This window comes from Planosporangium spinosum, from assembly GCF_049999945.1.
Taxonomy (GTDB): domain Bacteria; phylum Actinomycetota; class Actinomycetes; order Mycobacteriales; family Micromonosporaceae; genus Planosporangium; species Planosporangium spinosum.
The window spans coordinates 123,079-141,958 of the sequence record NZ_JBLYUB010000007.1; the positions used below are offsets into that span (position 1 = coordinate 123,079).

The following is an 18,880-nucleotide window of genomic DNA, read 5'->3' on the forward strand; positions in this document are numbered from 1 at the left end:
AGGACGGGTCGGTGGGCACGCGACCGTGATCTGCCGTGCAGCAGCGGACCACGGTCGCATCGCCGTGTCCGGGTCCGTGCTCAGCGGTCGGTGGCCGGGTCCGTGCTCAGCGGTCGGTCATGCCGGCCCGGCGGCGCAGCGCCCCGAGGTCGGTGACCACGATGCGCCGGCCCTCGGTGCGCAGCCAGCCCCGGCTGGCGAAGGATCCGATCGCCTGGTTGACGCTCTGCCGGGAACCGCCGGCCATCTCCGCGAGCTGGCTCTGGTTGAGCTCGATGGTCACCATCGGCGCCTGGGTGTCGCCGGCGAGGCGGACCAGGGTCTTGGCGACCCGGCCGGGCAGGTCGAGGAAGACATGATCGGTGTTCTGCTCGGTCAGTCGTCGGATCAGGCCGCCCAGCGAGCGCATCACCGCGTCGAGGATGCGCGGGTTCGCGTGGACCAGTTCCAGGAACGCGCCACGGGACAGGGCGAGCGCCTGGCAGTCCTCGATCGCCTCGGCGGACAGCGACCTGGCGCCGCCGTCCAGGAGTGACAGCTCGCCGAGTACGTCGGGCGGCCGGATCACATTGAGCACGGCCCGCTCGCCCGTCGGCGCGGTGCGGAACACCATCACGGCGCCGCGCCGGAGCACGATGAGCGACTCGCCAGGATCGTTCTCGACGAACAGCAGTTGACCCTTGCGGTAGGTCCGCGGCACGGCCGCGGCGATGACGCGCTGGCGGACCTCCGGTTCGAGCCCCGCGAACATCTCCACACCGGTCAACGCGTCGCCGGGATCCGGCAGCCGAACCTCCACGGTCCAACCCCTCCCCGGTAACAGTCTGAACAGTTACCCCTGATCATGACGGCCCGGGTGGGTGGTGTACACCCCCGCCGTCGGGTGTCCGACTCTGGACGGTCGCAGGCTAGCGCTCATGGCGTCGCTGGCGAAGCGACCTGTACCGGTGATCACGATCCGTTGCGCAAACGCGCTACCGGCTTGCCGGAAAGTTGCCGAAACGTGACCATGACGTGTCCGCGGCGGCCGAGCCGGATGCCGACCGTCCCCAGTGGACCACGATCAGGGGAGAGCCGTCCCCGACCCCGCCGTGCCGACCCTATCGAGCCGGAGGCGGCCGTATCGACCCCGCTGCGCCGGGTGCCGGCGCGGCGGGGGAGGATGGTCATGATGCCGTACCGCTACTTCTACGACTGTGAGTTCATCGAGGACGGGCGCCTGATCGACCTCGTCTCCATCGGCGTGGTCGACGAGCGGGGGCGTGAGTTCTACGCGGTCTCGACCGAGTTCGACGACGCGCGGGCGATTCCGTGGGTACGCCGTAACGTGCTCGACAGGCTGCCCTCGCCGGCCGACCGGGCCTGGCGGTCGCGCGAACGGATTCGCGACGACCTGTACGGGTTCCTCGCCGAGCCGTTGCACACCGGCGAGGCGGACGAGATCGAACTGTGGGCCTGGTACGCCGCGTACGATCACGTGGCCCTCGCCCAGCTCTGGGGTGCGATGACCGCGCTGCCCCGCGAGATCCCCCGCTTCACCAAGGACCTGCGGCAGCTGTGGGACGACCACGGCCGCCCGCCGTTGCCGACCATGGCCGACCGTCACGACGCGCTGGTCGACGCCCGGCACAACCTGGCGCGCTGGCAGGCGATGGGGCCGATCCGGCACGGGGGCAGGTAGCACCCCCGTTACCGCCGAGTAGGGGTGAGTCCATCGGGAACCCATCGAAATCTACTACCGGGTCGCTGCGTTTTCGGTCCCGATGGCGACTACAGTGCGCAGTTGCGGCCCGCCCCGGGCCGGCAACGATGCCGAACGCGGGGGCCGACCCGTCGAGCGCGTCCGGTCTCCGCCCGCGGGGCTCGCTTGTCGTTTACGCACCAACAATTGGGAAGGACGACCAGGTTATGCGTATCGGCGTGCTCACCGGCGGCGGTGACTGCCCCGGGCTCAACGCGGTCATCCGTGCCGTGGTCCGGAAGGGTGTCTCGACGTACGGCCACGAGTTCATCGGGTTCCGTGACGGCTGGCGCGGCCCGCTGGAGGGGCTCACCCGCCCGCTCGGCGTCCCGGAGGTGCGGGGCATCCTGCCGCGGGGCGGGACGATCCTGGGCTCCTCGCGTACCAACCCGTTCAAGATCGACGGGGGCGTCGAGCAGATCACGACCAACCTCGTCGACCACGGCATCGACGCGCTCATCGCGATCGGGGGTGAGGACACCCTCGGCGTGGCCGCCAAGCTGACCGACCTGGGCGTCAACGTGGTCGGCGTACCGAAGACCATCGACAACGACCTCGGCGCCACCGACTACACGTTCGGCTTCGACACCGCGGTCAACATCGCGATGGAGGCGATCGACCGGCTGCACACCACGGCCGAGAGCCACCACCGCACGCTGGTCGTCGAGGTGATGGGCCGGCACGCCGGCTGGATCGCCCTGCACTCGGGGATGGCCGGCGGGGCCAACGTGATCCTGCTGCCGGAGCGCCACTTCGACGTCGAGCAGGTCGCCGCGTACGTGGAGAAGCGGTTCGAGACGCAGTACGCGCCGATCGTGGTCGTCGCCGAGGGCGCCACCCCGATCGAGGGCCAGATGGTGCTGCAGAACCAGGAGCTCGACGCGTTCGGCCACGTCCGCCTCGGCGGCATCGGCCAGTGGCTCGCCGAGCAGCTCGAGAAGCGCACCGGCAAGGAGGCGCGCACCGTCGTCCTCGGCCACATCCAGCGCGGCGGTACGCCGACCGCGTTCGACCGGGTTCTCGCGACACGCTTCGGCCTGAACGCGATCGACGCCGCCCACGACGGCGACTTCGGCAAGATGGTGGCGCTGCGCGGTACCGACATCGTGCGGGTGCCGCTGGCCGAGGCCACGCGGGAGCTGAAGACGGTACCGGTCGAGCGGTACACCGAGGCCGAGGTCTTCTTCGGCTGACAGTACGTACGTGGGTCGTCGCGGGGCCGGGAGCGCCCCGCGACGACCCGCGCGGAGAGGGGTTGGCATGCACACGGTCGCGGTGATCGGCGCAGGCAAGATCGGCGAGGTGCTTCTGTCCGGGCTGCTGCGCGCCGGCTGGCCGGTCGAGCGGGTGATCGTCACGGCGCGGCGCGCCGAGCGGGCGGCGGAGCTGAAGGAGCGGTACGGCGTCGAGGTCGTCGACAACGACACGGCCGTGGCGCGCGCCGACGTCCTCGCGGTCGCCGTCAAGCCGCAGGACGCCGAGGCGCTGATGGCCGACCTCGGCCCGCGGGTACCGGCGGACAAGCTCGTGGTGAGCCTGTGCGCGGGCCTGCCCACCTCGTTCTTCGCCAAGTGGCTGCCCGCCGGCACGCCGGTCGTACGGGTCATGACCAACACCCCCGCGCTGGTGGACGAGGCGATGACCGCGGTCTCCGCGGGTACCCACGCCACCGGAGAACACCTGGCGCTGGCCGAGGAGATGTTCCGGCCGTTGGGGCGCACGATCCGGGTGCCGGAGTCGCAGCAGGACGCCGTCACGGCGCTGTCCGGGTCGGGGCCGGCGTACTTCTACTACCTGGTCGAGGCGATGACCGACGCCGGGATCCTGCTCGGCCTGCCCCGGCAGGTGGCACACGACCTGATCGTGCAGACCGCGATCGGTTCGGCGATCATGCTGCGCGACTCCGGTGAGCACCCGGTGAAGCTGCGCGAGGCGGTCACCTCGCCGGCCGGCACCACGATCAACGCGATCCGGGAACTGGAGAACCACCGGGTCCGGGCGGCGCTGCTCGCCGCGCTCGAGGCCGCCCGCGACCGCGCCCGCGAGATCGCCGACCAGAACGTCTGAGCGCGGTCGCACGTCCGGGCGGCCCCCGGTGGGATTCACTCACGTGCGTACCTCTTCCCGGCCGGCAGGCGTCCGGCCTACCGTTGACCGGTAGCCCCTGGGAGTACGGCCGGCGTCTTCCCCTGCAGCCGGCCGGTCCGCCGCCGTCGCCCCGCGCGACGGCGGCGCCTGCTACGGGTCGGCGGCCGTTGCGGGTCGGCGACCGCTGCGGTGCGGATGCGCGTGACCGGTAGCCTTCATCGAGTGCGATTCGAAGTAACGCGTGCGCTGGACGCCATCGAGCGCCGATTGAGCACCGACCCCCTCAAGACGGGCGCCGTCGTCGATCTCGGTGAGGCGGTCCGGTTCGCCGACCTCGACGGCGGCCGGCCGGCTCAGCTGATCCGCGTCGGTATGGTGATCGACGCACTGAGCCGGCAACTCGGCGACGACGGCGTCGCGCTCTATCCGGTGGCCTCCCGTGCCCTGCTCTCCGACACCGATCTGACCTCCAACGAGCGGATGGTGATCCGCCGCTGGTCCGATGACGGGCTCGCCGAGGTGGTGCCGGCCGAGCTGCCGGCGCTCGCCCGGGTGTGCGAGGTCGCCGCCCTGATCGGGCAGCCGGTGCTCACCCGGCTGCCGCTGCCCGGGTACAGCGGCGTGCGGTACGCCCCGGTCCCCTCGCCCGGCGGTGCGGCCCTCGACGGAGGTCTGGGCACCACGCCGCAGCGCCACGCCGTTCTGGGGCGCCGTTGGCAGTGCTCCGTACCCGACTGTGCGAGCTTCGGCGTGACCGCGGGCCCGTTCTCCGGCGGGGCCGCCCGCGACGGTGGCCAGCCGCCCCCGCACCTGGTACGGGGTGTGCCGTTCTGCCCCCGGCACGGCGAGCGGTTGGCCGACGCGGGCACGCAGCCGGCCGCCGTGCCGATGGTGGCCCGGGTCGACGGTGCCGTGCGGGAGCGGTTCGTGGTGACCGAGGGGCGACCGGTGGTGGTGGGCCGTTCCCCGGACGGGCGTGACGGCATCGTGCTCGGCCCGCACCTCGACGACGAGGCGGTCCGCCGGGTCAGCCGCAACCATCTGCGCCTGGAGGTGCGGGGCGGCGAGCTGTCGGTGACCGATCTCAGTACCAACGGCACGGTGGTCCTCAGCCGCCCGGGTCCCCGGGACGCGCCCCGCCCGGTCGGGCTCTCCCTCGACAAGCCGTACGTGCTGGGCGAGTGGGACCTGGTGCAGTTGCACGAGGGGGTCGAGGTGTGCCGGGCGGACCGCCAGAGCGCGTCGGGCGGCGTGGCGCAGCAGAGCTCCGTGATGGGTGACGCGCCGACCATGGCCATGCGCCTGCCCCGCCCCTGACCGTCCCGTCCGCGACGCCGACAGCGGGCCCGGCTCCGACGAGCCGGGCCCGCTCTCGTCTGATCAGCCGTTTTTGTGCGACACGCCGCCTACTCTCGTCATGTATACATGGTGTGTATACAGGCGTGTGTATAGTGCTGATCATGTCAATTGGTCAGGCGTTTCTGGGGCTGCTGGAGTCCCATCCCCGCCACGGGTACGACCTCAAGCGGGCCTATGACGAGCGGTTCGGCCAGGATCGGCCGCTGCACTACGGGCAGGTCTACGCGACGCTGTCCCGGCTGCTGAAGAACGGCCTCGTCGAGGTCGACGGCGTCGAGCCCGGAGACGGGCCGGAACGCAAGCGCTACTCGATCACGGCGGCCGGGATCACCGACGTCGAACGCTGGCTCACCCAGCCCGAGAAGCCAGATCTGTACCTGCAGAACGCGCTGTACACCAAGGTCGTGATCGCGCTGCTGACCGGCCGCGGCGCCGCCGAGATCCTCGACACCCAGCGGGCCGAGCACCTGCGCCTGATGCGCCAGCTCACCCGCCGCAAGGACAGCGACGACCTCGCCGACCAGCTCATCTGCGACTACGGCCTGTTCCACCTGGAGGCCGACCTGCGCTGGCTGGAACTGACCGCCGCCCGACTCGACGACCTCGCCAGGAGGGTCCTCGCATGACCGACAGCAACGCACACCTGCTCGCCACCGACGGCAACGCGCCCCTGCTCGCGGGCCTGGACCTGCGCAAGGCGTTCGGCGCCACCCGCGCGCTCGACGGCGCCTCGATCCACGTCCGGGCCGGCGAGGTGGTCGCCGTGATGGGCCCCTCCGGCTCCGGTAAGTCGACGCTGCTGCACTGCGTCGCCGGGATCGTGCCGCCCGACGCCGGGCGGATCGTCTACGACGGCCGGGACCTGACCGCGATGTCGGACGTCGAGCGCAGCGCGCTGCGCCGCCGCGAGTTCGGCTTCGTCTTCCAGTTCGGCCAGCTCGTACCCGAACTGACCTGCCTGGAGAACGTCGCGCTGCCGCTACGGCTGGACGGCGTGAAGCGCCGCGAGGCCGAGCGCCGGGCCGCCGGGTGGCTGGACCGGCTGGAGGTCGCCGACGTCGCACGGCAGCGGCCGGGGGAGGTCTCCGGCGGTCAGGGCCAGCGGGTCGCGGTGGCCCGCGCGCTGGTCAACCGGCCGCGCGTGGTGTTCGCCGACGAGCCGACCGGCGCGCTCGACTCGCTCAACGGCGAGCGCGTGATGCGCCTGCTCACCCGGGTGGCGCGGGAGGAGAGTACGGCCGTCGTCCTGGTCACCCACGAGACCCGGGTGGCCGCGTACGCCGACCGCGAGATCGTGGTCCGCGACGGCCGTACCCGCGACATGGAGCTGGCCGCGTGATCGCGCGGTGGATCCGGGACCTGTCGCTCGGAGCGCGGCTGACCTGGACGGGTGGCCGGAGCGGCTGGATCCGGACGGCGATGACCGTCGTCGGGGTCGGCCTGGGAGTCGCGATGCTGCTGGCGGCGTCGTCCATCCCGGCGATGCTGCAGGCCCGGCACGACCGGGCGGAGGCGCGCGACTACGGGCTCCTGGCCGGTACCGAGCCGGCCAGGAGCGACCGGACGCTGCTGGTGCAGCCGTTCGACACGGCGTTCCGGGACAGCCCGGTACGGGGGGTGCTGGTGCAGCCGGACGGCCCGCACGCTCCGGTACCACCCGGTTTGACGGCACTGCCCCGGCCGGGCGAGATGGTCGTGTCGCCGGCGCTGGCGAGGCTGCTGTCCACGCCGGACGGTGCGCTGCTCAAACCGAGGCTGCCGTACCGGATCGCCGGCACGATCGGCGACCGGGGGCTCGCCGGCCCCGGCGAGTACGCCTTCTACGCCGGGGCCGACCGGCTCGCCGGCGCCCCGGACGTGCAGCGCATCGACCACTTCGGACAGGAGAACCGGAGCGAGGCGTTCGGTGCCGAGCTGGCCCTGCTGGTGGTCATCATCTTCGTCGTGCTGCTGCTGCCCATCGGGGTGTTCATCGCCGCGGCGATCCGGTTCGGCGACGAGCGACGCGACCGGCGCCTCGCCGCGCTCCGCCTGGTCGGGGCCGACAGCCGGATGGCCCGGCGGATCGCGGCCGGTGAAGCCCTGGTGGCGGCGGTGCTGGGCGTGCTGGCCGGCGCGGTGTTCTTCGGAGTCGGGATCCAGTTCGTCGAGCGGATCACGCTGGCGAACATCAGCGTGTTCACCTCGGACGTGCGTCCCGACCCGGTGTTCGCCACCCTGGTCGCGCTGGCGGTACCGGCGACGGCCGTCGCGCTCACCCTGTTCGCCCTCAGCCGTATCGTCATCGAACCGCTCGGCGTCGTCCGCCGGGCCGGCGGCACCCGCCGCCGGCTCTGGTGGCGCCTGGTCCCGCTGGTTTTCGGGCTGGCGCTGCTGTACCCGCTGATCGGCACCGTCGGCGGCAGGTCGGGCGCGCGGGCGAACACGTACCAGGTCGGCGGCGGCGCCATCCTGCTGCTGGTCAGCGTGGCGGTCATCCTGCCCTGGCTGGTCGAGGCCGTCGTGCGCCGGCTCGGCGGCGGGACGGTCGCCTGGCAACTGGCGATCCGCCGGCTCCAGCTCAACAGCGGAGTCGCCGCCAGGGTCGTCAGCGGCATCGCGGTCGCGGTCGCCGGCGGGATCGCGCTGCAGACGCTGTTCGCCGCCGCGGCGGCCACCAACGTCACCGCTACCGGTCAGGACACCCGCCGGGCGCAGGTCCAGGCGGGCGTCGACCGGCACGACGCCGGGATGAGCGTCGAGGAGATCGCCGGGAGGTTCCGTTCCACTCCCGGGGTCCGCTCCGCACTCAGCGTCGCGCAGCTGTTCGGCACCGATCCGGCGGCGTCCGCCACGCCCGAGGCCGGGCAGCCGCGCGTGAGCGTGTTCGTCGGCGACTGCCCGAGCCTGCGCGAGGTGGCCGCGATCGACGGGTGCGCCGACGGCGACGTCTTCGTGGTGGACGGCCCGGGCGGAGTGTCCGGGACGGCGGCCACCCCGCGCCCCGGCCAGCGGGTCGGGCTGGACCCGGTCGTCTGGACGGTGCCTGCCACCGCCAGGCCGGCGGGGCCGCGGGCCGATCCGATCGGCAACGCCTACAACGGGATCTTCGTCACTCCCGCCGCGATACCCCCGGCGGTGCTGGTGAACGCACAGGTCCAGGCCTATCTGCGGATCGACCCGGCCACGCCCGACGCCTACGAGCACGTCCGCAACACGGCGTACGGCATCAGCCCGGCCATGTACGTGAACCAGTTGCGGCAAACGACGACGTCCGATCAGTTCGCCGCCGTCCGGCGCGGGTTGCTCGCCGGGCTGGTCGTCACGCTGCTGCTGATCGGGGCGAGCCTGCTGGTGTCGATGCTGGAACAGTTGCAGGAACGGCGCCGGCTGCTCGCGGTGCTGGTCGCGTTCGGTACCCGGCGGGCGACCCTGGGGTGGTCGGTGCTGTGGCAGACGACCGTGCCCGTGCTGCTCGGTCTCGGGCTGGCGGTGGTGACCGGGGGCGGCCTGGGCGCGGTGCTGCTGGCGATGGTGGGTGAGCCGGTGCGGTTCGACTGGCCGAGCATGGCCGGGATAGCCGGCGCGGGAGCGGCCGTGGTCTTGCTGGTCACCGCGCTGACCTTGCCGGCCCTGTGGCGCCTGATGCGCCCGGAAGCTCTGCGTACGGAGTGACCGGCGGGCCGGCGGAGTGACGGTGCACTGAATCGGAGCACGTCACGATCGTGGAGAGTTCACGGGCGTCGCCTCGCGAACTCTCCACGATCATGGGTAGAACTGGCTCCATGATGATTGTCGTGGACGGAGCGAACGTGGTCGGCTCGGTGCCGGACGGCTGGTGGCGCGACCGCGTGGGCGCAGCCGAACGGCTGCGCGACGCGCTGGCCGAGGCGGGGCCGGCCGCCGTTGAGGGCGGAAGCGGCGACGACGAGCTCGTGCTCGTCGTCGAGGGGGCCGCCCGCGGGGTGCCGGCGGTGCCGGGAGTGCGCGTGGTCTCGGCGGACCGGTCGTCGGGCGACGACGCCATCGTCGACCTGCTGCGGCGCGAGGGCAGCGGCGACGGGCTCGTCGTGACCTCCGACCGCGGTCTGCGCGACCGGGTGATCCGGTTGGGCGCCCGGGTCGTCGGCCCGAGCGCCCTGCGGATCAACCGGAACCGCTCATGATCGTTGTTACCAGGCGAGTCCCTCGCGCGCCAGCGCGGCGCCCTGGGCCAGCCCGGCCTCCAGCGCCGCGACCCGCCGGGACGCGTCCAGCACGTTCGGCCCGATCGCCCGCAGCGCGTCCTCGTCGGGCTTGACGAGGACGACCTTGGCCTGGTCGCGCAGCGCCGCCACGTCGCCGAGCGACGGGAAGAGCGGCGAGTCGGCCAGCGGAGCGATCACCACGACCTCGTCGTAGCCGGCGGCCAGGTCGGCGTTCGTACCCGACCGCGCGCCGCCGTCGATGTAGCGCCGGCCGTTGATCGCCACCGGCGGGAACACGCACGGTACGGCGCAGCTCGCCGCGACGGCGCGCACCAGCGGTACGCCGGAATCCCGGTCCCAGGCGACGAACTCGCCCGTCCCGGCGTCGACGCCGGTGACGACCAGTCGGCGCTCCGGCCACTCGTCCTGGGGCATCCGCGCGGCAAACCACTTGACCTGCCCGTCCGGGTCGCCCAGCTCGGCGCTCAGGGCCAGCGCGCCGACCCGGGCCCGGGCCTCCTGCGGGTCCAGGGACGGGTCGCGCAGGATGCCGAAGGCGCGTACCGCCAGCCCGATGTCGATCCGGGCCGCCTTCTGCTCCTCCTCCTCGCGCTGCACCTGCACCGCTGTGTCGAGGTCGACCCCGCAGGCCACCATCGTGCCGACGATCGAACCGGCCGAGGTGCCCACCACCAGGTCGGCCCCGGTCAGGTCCACCCCGCCGCGGCGCAGTCCGGTCAGCACGCCGACTTCCCAGCCGATGCCGGTGATCCCACCGCCACCGAGCACCAGCGCGGTGCTCATGCCGTCCCTCCGCGTCGCTTCGTGACGTGATGAGGCACCCGCGCGCTGAGCCTGCCGGTTCGCTCGCTCACGCGTAGTACCTCGCCACCGTTTCGGCGACGCAGCAGGGCTTGGCGCCGTCCTCGGCCTCGATGGTCACCCGGCCGACCACCTGCACCCCGCCCTCGACCGGCGTGACCTCGACCAGTTCGACGCCGGCCCGCACCCGGCTACCCACGGGCAGCGGTGCGGGGAAGCGGACCTTGTTGAGTCCGTAGTTGATGCCCATGCGTACCCCGTCGACCCGGTAGACCTGGGTGTTGAGCATGGGGATCAGCGACAGGGTGAGGTAGCCGTGCGCGATGGTCCGCTTGAACGGCCCCGTGGCCGCCCGCTCCGGATCGACGTGGATCCACTGGTGGTCACCGGTCGCGTCGGCGAACAGATCGACCCTCTTCTGGTCGATCTCCAGCCAGTCGCTGTATCCGAGGTGCTGGCCGACGGCGTCCGCGAGGGCGGCCAAAGACGGGAACTCTCTCATGCACTCGGAGTGTAAGTTCTTTGGCTGTGAACGTCGACGGTCGTACGGCACGGGCCATCCGCACCCGGCGCGCCGTCGTGGACGCGCTGCTGGAGCTGATGACCGAGGGTGACCTGCGCCCGAGCGGGGAGCGCATCGCCGAACGTGCCGGTGTCTCGCTGCGCGCACTGTGGACGAACTTCGCCGACCTGGAGACGCTGTACGCGGCGGCCGGTCGGCGCCAGCTCGAGCGGCAGGCCGAGCTGGCGCGGCGGATCAGCCCGCGGCTGCCCCTCGAACAGCGGGTGGCGGCGCTCGCCCGGCAGCGCGCCCAGGTACTGGAGTTCCTGGCGCCAGTCGCCCGCGCCGCGCAGTTGCGGGAACCGTTCTCGGCGCAGTTGCGGGCCAACCGGGCCCGGCAGTACCAGATCGCCCGCGACGAGCTGGCCCAGTTGTTCGCCGTCGAGCTGGAGGCGGCGGGCGCGGACGCGGACGAGCTGCTCAACGCGCTCACCGCGGCGAGCACCTGGCCGGCGTGGTGCGCGCTGCGCGACCACCTCGGGCTGAGTGTTCCGGCGGCCCGCCAGGTGCTGGCGCGCACCCTGTACTCGCTACTTTCCCAACCATTTACCGATCAGTAGAGTGCACCACGAGTGCATGTTCTTTTGGAGGGACGAATCATGGCCCGAGTCGCGATCGTTACCGGCGGTGCCCGAGGTATCGGTGCCGCCACCGCCGAGCGGTTGGCCGCCGACGGATTCGATGTCGCCGTGCTGGACCTCGACGAGGCGGCCTGCGCCGATGTCGTCGAGCGGATCACCAAGACCGGGCGGCGGGCCATCGCGGTGGGCGCCGACGTCTCCGACTCCGCGGCCGTCGACGCCGCCGTCACCCGGATCGCCGACGAGCTGGGCGCGCCGGCCGTGCTGGTCAACAACGCCGGCGTGCTGCGCGACAACCTGCTGTTCAAGATGAGCGACAGCGACTGGGACACGGTCATGAACGTGCACCTGCGCGGCGCGTTCCTGATGAGCCGGGCGGCCCAGAAGTACATGACCCAGGAGAAGTGGGGTCGCATCATCAACCTGTCGAGCAGCTCCGCGCTCGGCAACCGCGGCCAGGCCAACTACTCGGCGGCCAAGGCCGGCCTGCAGGGCTTCACCAAGACCCTGGCAATCGAGCTGGGCCAGTTCGGCATCACGGTCAACGCGGTGGCGCCCGGCTTCATCGTGACCGACATGACCGCCGCGACCGCGGCGCGGGTCGGCATGGACTTCGAGGAGTTCCAGACCGCCGCCGCCAAGCAGATCCCGGTCCGCCGCGTCGGCCGCCCGGAGGACGTCGCGCACGCCATCTCGTACCTCGCCAGCGAGAGCGCGGGCTTCGTGTCCGGCCAGGTCATCTACGTCGCCGGCGGACCGCTCAACTAGTCATGGACGCCACCGAGCTGCGCGAGCGGGTCCGCGCCTTCCTGCGAGACCACGACCCCGCCACCACCGACCGGCTGGAGTTCCTGCGCGCCCGCTTCGACGCGGGCCTGGCCTGGATCAGCTTCCCGCCGGGACTGGGCGGGCTGGGTGCGCCCCGCTCGCTGCAGCCGGTCGTCGACGACGAGTTCGCCGCCGCGGGCGCGCCGGACAACCAGCCGACGCGGATCGCCATCGGGCTGGGCATGGCCGCGCCGACGATCCTGCGGCACGGCACCGACGAGCAGCGCCGGCGGTGGCTGCGCCCGCTGTGGACCGGCGAAGAGGTCTGGTGTCAGCTGTTCAGCGAGCCCGGTGCCGGCTCCGACCTCGCCGCCCTCGGCACCCGGGCAGTGAACGACGGCGACGACTGGATCGTCGACGGGCAGAAGGTCTGGACGTCGCTGGCCCACGAGGCCCGGTGGGCGATCCTGATCGCGCGTACCGATCCGGCGCTGCCCAAGCACCAGGGCATCACCTACTTCGTCTGCGACATGACCGACCCGGGCGTCGAGGTGCGGCCGCTGCGCCAGATCACCGGCGAGGCGGAGTTCAACGAGGTGTTCCTGACCGGGGTACGCATCCCGGACGCGCACCGGCTCGGCGAGGTCGGCGAGGGCTGGCGGGTCGCGCAGACCACGCTGATGAACGAGCGGGTCGCGATCGGCGGCGGCGCCGTCCCGCGCGAGGGCGGCTTCATCGGTGTCGTCGCCGACACCTGGCGGGAGCGGCCGGAGCTGCGTACGCCGGGCCAGCACGACGCGCTGATGAAGCTGTGGGTGGCCGCCGAGGCCGGCCGGCTGACCGCCCAGCGGCTGGGCGAGCAGCTCGCCACCGGGCAGCCGGGCTTCGAGGGGTCGGCGGTCAAGTACGCCTTCGCCACGCTCAACCAGGAGATCTCCGGCTTCGAGCTGGAACTGCTGGGCTCCGACGGCCTGCGCTACGACGACTACACGATGCGCCGGCCCGACGGTACCGAGTGGCACCGGCGCTCGCCCGGCTACCGGTACCTGCGGGCCAAGGGCAACTCGATCGAGGGTGGCACCTCGGAGATCCTGGCGAACATCATCGCCGAGCGGGTGCTCGGGCTGCCGCCGGAGATCCGGGTCGACAAGGACGTCGCGTGGAAGGACCTGCCGCGATGAGCGAGCGTCGAGGCGGCGCGATGAGCCTGCTGTACAGCGACGTCGAGGAGGAGCTGCGGGGGACCGTCCGCCGGGTGCTGACCGACCGGGCGCCGTGGACCGCGGTGCTCAAGCGCACCGAGAGCGACGAGCCCTACGACCAGGTGCTCTGGCGCACCCTCGCCGCCGAGGTGGGGGTCGCCGCGCTGCCCGTACCCGAGACGTTCGACGGCGCGGGCGCGTCCTGGCGCGAGGTGGCCGTCGTCGCCGAGGAGCTGGGCCGCGCGGTCGCGCCGGTGCCGTACCTCGGGGCGGCGACGGCGACCGCGGCCCTGCTGGAACTGGAGGACGACCTGCTCCGGGCGGTCGCGGCGGGGGAGCGCACGGCGGTGCTCGCCGTACCGCTGTCGACCGGGCCGACGCCGACCCCGCCGGTATCGGTACGCGCCGACGGCGGCACCCTGACCGGCACGGTCACCAGCGTCGCCGACGCTCTCACGGCCGACGTGCTGCTGGTGTTCGCCGACGACGCGCTCTACGCCGTCGACGCCGCGGCGGTGACCCGTACCCCGATCCTGTCTCTCGATCTGACCCGGCGGCTGGCCGACGTGACGTTCGAGGCGGCCCCGGCCCGTCGGCTCGCCGCCGGTGAGCCGGCCCGCGTGGCGTGGGAGCGTGCCTGGCGGGCCGGAGCGGTCCTGCTCGCCGGCGAGCAGCTCGGCATCGCCGGGTGGTGCCTGGAAACCACCGTCGGGTACGTGAAGACGCGCCACCAGTTCGGCCGGCCGGTCGGCTCGTTCCAGGCGCTCAAGCACCGGCTCGCGGAGCTGTGGGTGGCGGTGACCCAGGCCCGCGCGGTCGCCCGGTACGCCGCCGGTTGCCTGGCCGGCGGTGACCCGGACCTGGCCGTGGCGGCCTCGCTGGCGCAGGCGCACTGCGGGCCGGTGGCCGTCCGGGCGGCCGAGGAGTGCGTGCAGTTGCACGGCGGGATCGCGATGACCTGGGAGCACCCGGCCCACCTGTACCTCAAACGGGCCAAGAGCGACGCCATCGCGTTCGGCACCGCCGAGCGGCACCGCGCCGCGCTGGCCGGATTGGTCGATATTTCGAGCTGAACGCCTACCCTGTGCGCATGGCGCGCACCCGGCTGTACCGCAACGGGACCCTCGAGGCCGAGGACTTCCCGGTCGAGAAGATCGCCGACCATCTTGCCGACGAGCAGACCGTGGTGTGGCTCGACCTGTGTGATCCGTCGCAGGCCGACTTCGACCTGATCAGCGAGGAGCTGGGGCTGCACCGCCTGGCCGTCGAGGACGCGCTGAACTTCGGCCAGCGTCCGAAGCTCGACCGGTACGACACGCACCTGTTCATCTCCGCCTACGGCATCCAGTTGGACAGCCGGCACGGCCGGCTCACCACCTGCGAAGTGGGAATCTTCGTCACGCCGCGGGCCCTGGTGACGGTGCGCCGGGACGACCGCGTCGACATGGACGAGGTGGTCCGCCGCTGGGACGACAACGCCGAGCTGGCCCGGTACGGAGTGGCGTTCCTGCTGTACGGCCTGCTCGACCACCTCGTCGACGGGCACATGGCCGCCGTGCAGGAGTTGGACACGTCGCTGGAGGACGTCGAGGGGCTGCTGTTCGACACCGACCGGCCGCCGCTGCGCGCCGTGCAGCGGCGCTCCTTCCACCTGCGCCGTAGCCTCGTCGTGCTGCGCCGGGTGGTGCTGCCGATGCGGGAGGTGGTCAACGCGCTGATGCGGCCCACGCTGCACGTCGTCACCGAGCCGATGACGCCGTACTACCAGGACGTGTACGACCACGTCCTGCGCGCCACCGAGTGGACCGAGTCGCTGCGCGACCTGGTCACCACGATCCTGGAGACCAACCTCACCGTCCAGGGCAACCGGATGAACCTGATCATGAAGCAGGTGACGAGCTGGGCGGCGATCATCGCGGTGCCGACGGCGGTCACCGGCTTCTACGGCCAGAACGTGCCGTACCCCGGCTTCGGCACGGGTTGGGGCTTCGTGACCTCGACGCTGGTGACCGTCGCGTTGTCGATTGCGCTGTTCGTCACATTCAAGCGCAAGGAATGGCTCTGAGGGCGATCGCCGGGGCCGGATTTCCCGCCTTTCGGGACAGATTTCCCGCGTCTCGGGACAGGTTTCCCGCCGTGCCGGGGGGTATTCCCGTGTCCACCGGTCGGGATCACGCTACTCCCACCCCACGCCGTCCGCGGGCGAAAGTACCCTGGTCGTCATGCCAGAAGAGTGGCACCACTTCCGTTACCCAGGTCCGGAGATCGGCCGTCAGGCGCTGACCCAGGACGACATCGACGCCTTCGGTCTCGACCGCTGGCGTGACCTGCCCCGTGCGCAGACCCCGCCGTGGCCCGACCCGTCGGTGGTCGACGAGGTGGCGTCGGTGCTCAACACCGTCCCGCCGATCGTCGCCCCGTACGAGGTCGACCAGTTGCGCGACCGGCTCGCCCTGGTCGCCGACGGCAAGGCGTTCCTGCTGCAGGGCGGTGACTGCGCCGAGACGTTCGCCGACAACACCGAGGCCCACCTGCTCGCCAACGCGCGCACGCTGCTGCAGATGGCGGTCGTGCTCACGTACGGCGCGAGCCTGCCGGTGATCAAGGTGGGCCGGGTCGCCGGGCAGTACACCAAGCCCCGCTCGTCCGCCCTCGACGCCCTCGGGCTGCCGGCGTACCGCGGCGACATGATCAACTCGCTGGACCCCGACCCGGATGCGCGGGTCGCCGACCCGCAGCGCATGATCCGGGCGTACGCCAACGCGTCGAGCGCGATGAACATGCTCCGGGCGTACCTCGGCGGTGGCATGGCCGACCTGCACGCGGTCCACGACTGGAACAAGGGGTTCGTGCGCGAGTCCGCGGCCGGCCAGCGCTACGAGGCGATCGGGCGCGAGATCGACCGGGCGATGGGCTTCATGAAGGCCTGCGGTGTCACCGAGGACGAGGCGCTGCGCACCGTCACGCTGTACTGCTCGCACGAGGCCCTGGCGCTGGAGTACGAGCGGCCGCTGACCCGCATCGTCGGGTCGAAGGCGTACGGGCTGTCCGGGCACTTCCTCTGGGTCGGCGAGCGCACCCGGCAGCTCGACGGCGCGCACATCGACTACATCTCCCGGATCGCCAACCCCATCGGCGTGAAGCTCGGGCCGACCACCACGCCCGACTACGCGATCGAGCTGTGCGAGAAGCTCAACCCGGAGAACATCCCGGGCCGGCTCACGCTGATCGCGCGGATGGGCAACGGCAAGGTCCGCGAGGCGCTGCCCGCGATCGTCGAGAAGGTGACCGCCTCCGGCGCCCGCGTGGTGTGGCAGTGCGACCCGATGCACGGCAACACGATCGAGTCGTCGAACGGCTACAAGACCCGCCACTTCGACCGGATCGTCGACGAGGTGCTCGGGTACTTCGAGGTGCACCGCGAGCTGGGTACCCACCCGGGCGGCCTGCACGTCGAGCTGACCGGCGAGGACGTCACCGAGTGCCTGGGCGGCGCCCAGGCGATCGAGGAGCTCAACCTGTCCGAGCGGTACGAGACCGCGTGCGACCCGCGGCTGAACACCCAGCAGTCGCTGGAGCTCGCCTTCCTCGTGGCGGAGATGCTCCGTGGCTGACCGGGCGCTCGTCGATCTCCGTTCCGATACCGTCACCAGGCCGACGCACGCGATGCGTGAGGCGATGGCCGCGGCCGAGGTCGGCGACGACGTGTACGGCGAGGACCCGACGATCAACGCCCTCCAGGCGGAGGTCGCCGCGCTGTTCGGGCACGAGGCGGCGCTGTTCACCCCGACCGGGTCGATGGCCAACCAGATCGCCATCCAGCTCGTCGTCCCGCCGGCCGAGGAGCTGCTCTGCGACGCGGACGCGCACGTGGTCAACTACGAGGTCGGCGCGGCGGCCGCGATCGGTGGGGTGTCCAGCCGCACCTGGCCGGCGCGCGGTGCCGACCTCGACCCCGACGAGATCGCGGCGATGATCCGCCCCGAGGGGTACCACGCCGTCACCACCCGGGCGATCGCGGTCGAGCAGACCCACAACCGCGCCGGCGGCGCCGTCATCCCGCTGGCCACCCTGGAGCGGCTGCGCGCGATCGCGGACGACTCCGGCCTGGCCCTGCACTGTGACGGCGCCCGGATCTGGCACGCCCACGTCGCCGACCAGGTTCCGCTCGCCACCTACGGCCGGCTGTTCGACACCCTGTCGGTCTGTCTGTCCAAGGGCCTCGGCGCCCCGGTCGGCTCGCTCGTCGTCGGCTCCACCGAGAAGATCGAGAAGGCGCGGGTGATCCGCAAGCGGATGGGCGGCGGCATGCGCCAGGCCGGCGTGCTCGCCGCCGCCGGGCAGTACGCGCTGCGCCACCATGTCGGCCGGCTCGCCGACGACCACGCCCGGGCCGCCCGGCTCGCGGCGGCGCTCGCGCCGTTCGGCATCGTGGACGCGCAGGCGGTACGGACCAACATCGTTCCGCTGGACCTGACCAAGGCGCCCATGGACGCGCCCACGCTCGGGGCCGCCGCCCGCGACGCGGGTGTCCTCGTGTCGGTGATGGGCCCACGCCTGGCCCGCCTGGTCACCCACCTCGACGTCGACGACGAAGGCGTGGACCGGGCGATCGACGTCCTGACGTCACTCCTCTCATGATCACGGAAATTCTTCCGTGTTCCCGCACGGAGGAACTTCCGTGATCATGGACGGGGCGCGTTAACGAGGGGCGTCGGGGCGAGGTCCTTAGGGGCCAGAGACCGTAGCAGCGCGATGTCCGCGGGATGCCCCACGCCGTCGTCGTTCGGCGTCTCCACGATCATCGGTACGCCCTGGGCCGCCGGGTGCGCCAGCAGTTCGGCGAACGCCTTCTCGCCGATCGTGCCCTTGCCCACCGACTCGTGCCGGTCGCGGGTCGAGCCGCAGGTGTCCTTGGAGTCGTTGGCGTGTACCAGCCACAGCCGGTCCGCGCCGACCGCGGCGACCAGCGCGTCCAGCGTCTCCGTCATGCCGCCCGGTGCGGCCAGGTCGTGCCCGGCGGCCCAGGCGTGGCAGGTGTCGAAGCAGGTACCCAGCCAGGGGTGGCGGTCGACGGCGTCCAGGTACGGTCCCAGCTCCTCCACCCGCGCGGCGAGCGAGCGACCGCCGCCGGCGCTCGGCTCGACCATCAGCTTCGGCAGGCCCTCGGCGGCCGCGAGATCGAGGAGCGGCAGCAGCGCCTCGCGCACCTGGACCATGGCCTTGTCGGCGTGGGCGGCGTCCACCGCGCTGCCGGCGTGGAACACCACCCCACGGGCCCCGATCGCCGCGCCCCGGCGGAGCGCGTGCTCCAGCGTCGCCACCGAGCGCTCCACCGTGGCAGGCGTCGGCGAGCCGAGGTTGACCAGCAGCGACGCGTGCACGTACGCGACAGCCGCCCGGTCGGCGCAGCCGGTGGCGAACGCCTCGTCCTGGCGCGGGTCGCCGGCCGCGAGCGCCCAACCGCGCGGGTTCGACACGTACACCTGGAGCGCCGTGGCTTCGCTGCGCTCCAGGTACCGCAGGCCCGCCTTGGCCAGCCCACCCGATACCGTCGCGTGTCCGCCGATCACCGGGGGACGGAGTTCAAC

Annotated in this window: 19 protein-coding genes; 15 read left to right on the plus strand and 4 right to left on the minus strand. The window is 72.2% G+C overall.

Annotated features, from left to right (window positions below; all coding sequences use genetic code 11):
* Positions 1-106 precede the first annotated feature (106 nt).
* Positions 107-799 carry a Crp/Fnr family transcriptional regulator gene (locus ACNTMW_RS12095; protein WP_426633556.1) on the minus strand — a complete coding sequence of 231 codons (693 nt, stop codon included), beginning with the start codon at positions 797-799 and terminating at the stop codon, positions 107-109.
* A 372-nt stretch (positions 800-1,171) separates the two neighbouring features.
* Here ACNTMW_RS12095 and ACNTMW_RS12100 point away from each other — a divergent pair, with 372 nt between their 5' ends.
* The 8 genes from ACNTMW_RS12100 (at position 1,172) to ACNTMW_RS12135 (ending at position 9,333) form a co-directional block, all read left to right on the plus strand.
* Positions 1,172-1,681 (plus strand): polyadenylate-specific 3'-exoribonuclease AS, encoded by a 510-nt coding sequence (locus ACNTMW_RS12100; protein ID WP_426633730.1) that lies wholly within the window; start codon positions 1,172-1,174, stop codon positions 1,679-1,681.
* Positions 1,682-1,908: 227 nt separating this feature from the next.
* Positions 1,909-2,934 (plus strand): 6-phosphofructokinase, encoded by a 1,026-nt coding sequence (locus ACNTMW_RS12105; protein ID WP_426633557.1) that lies wholly within the window; start codon positions 1,909-1,911, stop codon positions 2,932-2,934.
* A gap of 67 nt (positions 2,935-3,001) precedes the next feature.
* Positions 3,002-3,808 carry a pyrroline-5-carboxylate reductase gene (proC, locus tag ACNTMW_RS12110; protein WP_426633558.1) on the plus strand — a complete coding sequence of 269 codons (807 nt, stop codon included), beginning with the start codon at positions 3,002-3,004 and terminating at the stop codon, positions 3,806-3,808.
* Between the two features lie 243 nt (positions 3,809-4,051).
* Complete coding sequence (locus tag ACNTMW_RS12115; protein ID WP_426633559.1) at positions 4,052-5,146, plus strand: FHA domain-containing protein; 1,095 nt, start codon at positions 4,052-4,054, stop codon at positions 5,144-5,146.
* Between the two features lie 143 nt (positions 5,147-5,289).
* Entirely contained in the window at positions 5,290-5,814 is a 525-nt protein-coding gene (locus ACNTMW_RS12120; RefSeq protein WP_426633560.1) for a PadR family transcriptional regulator, read from the plus strand.
* Positions 5,811-6,527 carry an ABC transporter ATP-binding protein gene (locus ACNTMW_RS12125; protein ID WP_426633561.1) on the plus strand — a complete coding sequence of 239 codons (717 nt, stop codon included), beginning with the start codon at positions 5,811-5,813 and terminating at the stop codon, positions 6,525-6,527. Before ACNTMW_RS12120 ends, ACNTMW_RS12125 begins: the two co-directional genes overlap by 4 nt.
* Complete coding sequence (locus ACNTMW_RS12130; RefSeq protein ID WP_426633562.1) at positions 6,524-8,842, plus strand: FtsX-like permease family protein; 2,319 nt, start codon at positions 6,524-6,526, stop codon at positions 8,840-8,842. Before ACNTMW_RS12125 ends, ACNTMW_RS12130 begins: the two co-directional genes overlap by 4 nt.
* A gap of 113 nt (positions 8,843-8,955) precedes the next feature.
* On the plus strand, positions 8,956-9,333 hold the full coding sequence (locus tag ACNTMW_RS12135) for a hypothetical protein (RefSeq protein ID WP_426633731.1): 378 nt from the start codon (positions 8,956-8,958) through the stop codon (positions 9,331-9,333).
* 6 nt (positions 9,334-9,339) lie between these two features.
* Here the strand turns inward: ACNTMW_RS12135 and ACNTMW_RS12140 are convergent, their stop codons facing one another.
* Together ACNTMW_RS12140 and ACNTMW_RS12145 are read right to left on the minus strand one after the other, a co-directional pair.
* The gene (locus ACNTMW_RS12140; protein ID WP_426633563.1) at positions 9,340-10,158 is read right to left on the minus strand and encodes a patatin-like phospholipase family protein; all 819 of its coding nucleotides are present in this window, start codon (positions 10,156-10,158) and stop codon (positions 9,340-9,342) included.
* A gap of 67 nt (positions 10,159-10,225) precedes the next feature.
* Positions 10,226-10,678, minus strand: a complete 453-nt coding sequence (locus ACNTMW_RS12145) for a MaoC family dehydratase (protein ID WP_426633564.1) — start codon at positions 10,676-10,678, stop codon at positions 10,226-10,228.
* Between the two features lie 26 nt (positions 10,679-10,704).
* Between ACNTMW_RS12145 and ACNTMW_RS12150 the strand changes: the two genes are divergently transcribed.
* The 7 genes from ACNTMW_RS12150 (at position 10,705) to ACNTMW_RS12180 (ending at position 17,930) form a co-directional block, all read left to right on the plus strand.
* Positions 10,705-11,298 (plus strand): TetR/AcrR family transcriptional regulator, encoded by a 594-nt coding sequence (locus ACNTMW_RS12150; protein ID WP_426633565.1) that lies wholly within the window; start codon positions 10,705-10,707, stop codon positions 11,296-11,298.
* Positions 11,299-11,337: 39 nt separating this feature from the next.
* A complete protein-coding gene (gene fabG, locus ACNTMW_RS12155; RefSeq protein ID WP_426633566.1) occupies positions 11,338-12,087 on the plus strand; it encodes a 3-oxoacyl-ACP reductase FabG in 750 nt (249 codons plus the stop codon).
* A gap of 2 nt (positions 12,088-12,089) precedes the next feature.
* On the plus strand, positions 12,090-13,268 hold the full coding sequence (locus ACNTMW_RS12160; RefSeq protein ID WP_426633567.1) for an acyl-CoA dehydrogenase family protein: 1,179 nt from the start codon (positions 12,090-12,092) through the stop codon (positions 13,266-13,268).
* Entirely contained in the window at positions 13,265-14,362 is a 1,098-nt protein-coding gene (locus tag ACNTMW_RS12165) for an acyl-CoA dehydrogenase family protein (RefSeq protein WP_426633568.1), read from the plus strand. Before ACNTMW_RS12160 ends, ACNTMW_RS12165 begins: the two co-directional genes overlap by 4 nt.
* 17 nt (positions 14,363-14,379) lie before the next feature.
* Positions 14,380-15,354 carry a magnesium transporter CorA family protein gene (locus ACNTMW_RS12170; RefSeq protein ID WP_426633570.1) on the plus strand — a complete coding sequence of 325 codons (975 nt, stop codon included), beginning with the start codon at positions 14,380-14,382 and terminating at the stop codon, positions 15,352-15,354.
* A gap of 157 nt (positions 15,355-15,511) precedes the next feature.
* Positions 15,512-16,903, plus strand: a complete 1,392-nt coding sequence (locus ACNTMW_RS12175) for a class II 3-deoxy-7-phosphoheptulonate synthase (protein WP_426633571.1) — start codon at positions 15,512-15,514, stop codon at positions 16,901-16,903.
* Positions 16,896-17,930, plus strand: coding sequence for a threonine aldolase family protein (locus ACNTMW_RS12180; RefSeq protein WP_426633572.1), 1,035 nt, complete (start codon positions 16,896-16,898; stop codon positions 17,928-17,930). Before ACNTMW_RS12175 ends, ACNTMW_RS12180 begins: the two co-directional genes overlap by 8 nt.
* 44 nt (positions 17,931-17,974) lie before the next feature.
* Here the strand turns inward: ACNTMW_RS12180 and ACNTMW_RS12185 are convergent, their stop codons facing one another.
* Positions 17,975-18,862: a deoxyribonuclease IV gene (locus tag ACNTMW_RS12185; protein ID WP_426633573.1), complete on the minus strand. Its 888-nt coding sequence runs from the start codon at positions 18,860-18,862 to the stop codon at positions 17,975-17,977.
* Positions 18,863-18,880: the final 18 nt, after the last annotated feature.

Bases quoted from the DNA above. Each gene is read 5' to 3' on its own strand.
- ACNTMW_RS12140 (WP_426633563.1), bottom strand. From the start codon at position 10,158: ATGAGCACCGCGCTGGTGCTCGGTGGCGGTGGGATCACCGGCATCGGC.
- ACNTMW_RS12175 (WP_426633571.1), top strand. From the start codon at position 15,512: ATGCCAGAAGAGTGGCACCACTTCCGTTACCCAGGTCCGGAGATCGGC.
- ACNTMW_RS12135 (WP_426633731.1), top strand. From the start codon at position 8,956: ATGATTGTCGTGGACGGAGCGAACGTGGTCGGCTCGGTGCCGGACGGC.
- ACNTMW_RS12145 (WP_426633564.1), bottom strand. From the start codon at position 10,678: ATGAGAGAGTTCCCGTCTTTGGCCGCCCTCGCGGACGCCGTCGGCCAG.
- ACNTMW_RS12165 (WP_426633568.1), top strand. From the start codon at position 13,265: ATGAGCGAGCGTCGAGGCGGCGCGATGAGCCTGCTGTACAGCGACGTC.
- ACNTMW_RS12125 (WP_426633561.1), top strand. From the start codon at position 5,811: ATGACCGACAGCAACGCACACCTGCTCGCCACCGACGGCAACGCGCCC.
- ACNTMW_RS12120 (WP_426633560.1), top strand. From the start codon at position 5,290: ATGTCAATTGGTCAGGCGTTTCTGGGGCTGCTGGAGTCCCATCCCCGC.
- ACNTMW_RS12170 (WP_426633570.1), top strand. From the start codon at position 14,380: ATGGCGCGCACCCGGCTGTACCGCAACGGGACCCTCGAGGCCGAGGAC.
- proC (WP_426633558.1), top strand. From the start codon at position 3,002: ATGCACACGGTCGCGGTGATCGGCGCAGGCAAGATCGGCGAGGTGCTT.
- fabG (WP_426633566.1), top strand. From the start codon at position 11,338: ATGGCCCGAGTCGCGATCGTTACCGGCGGTGCCCGAGGTATCGGTGCC.
- ACNTMW_RS12105 (WP_426633557.1), top strand. From the start codon at position 1,909: ATGCGTATCGGCGTGCTCACCGGCGGCGGTGACTGCCCCGGGCTCAAC.
- ACNTMW_RS12100 (WP_426633730.1), top strand. From the start codon at position 1,172: ATGCCGTACCGCTACTTCTACGACTGTGAGTTCATCGAGGACGGGCGC.
- ACNTMW_RS12160 (WP_426633567.1), top strand. From the start codon at position 12,090: ATGGACGCCACCGAGCTGCGCGAGCGGGTCCGCGCCTTCCTGCGAGAC.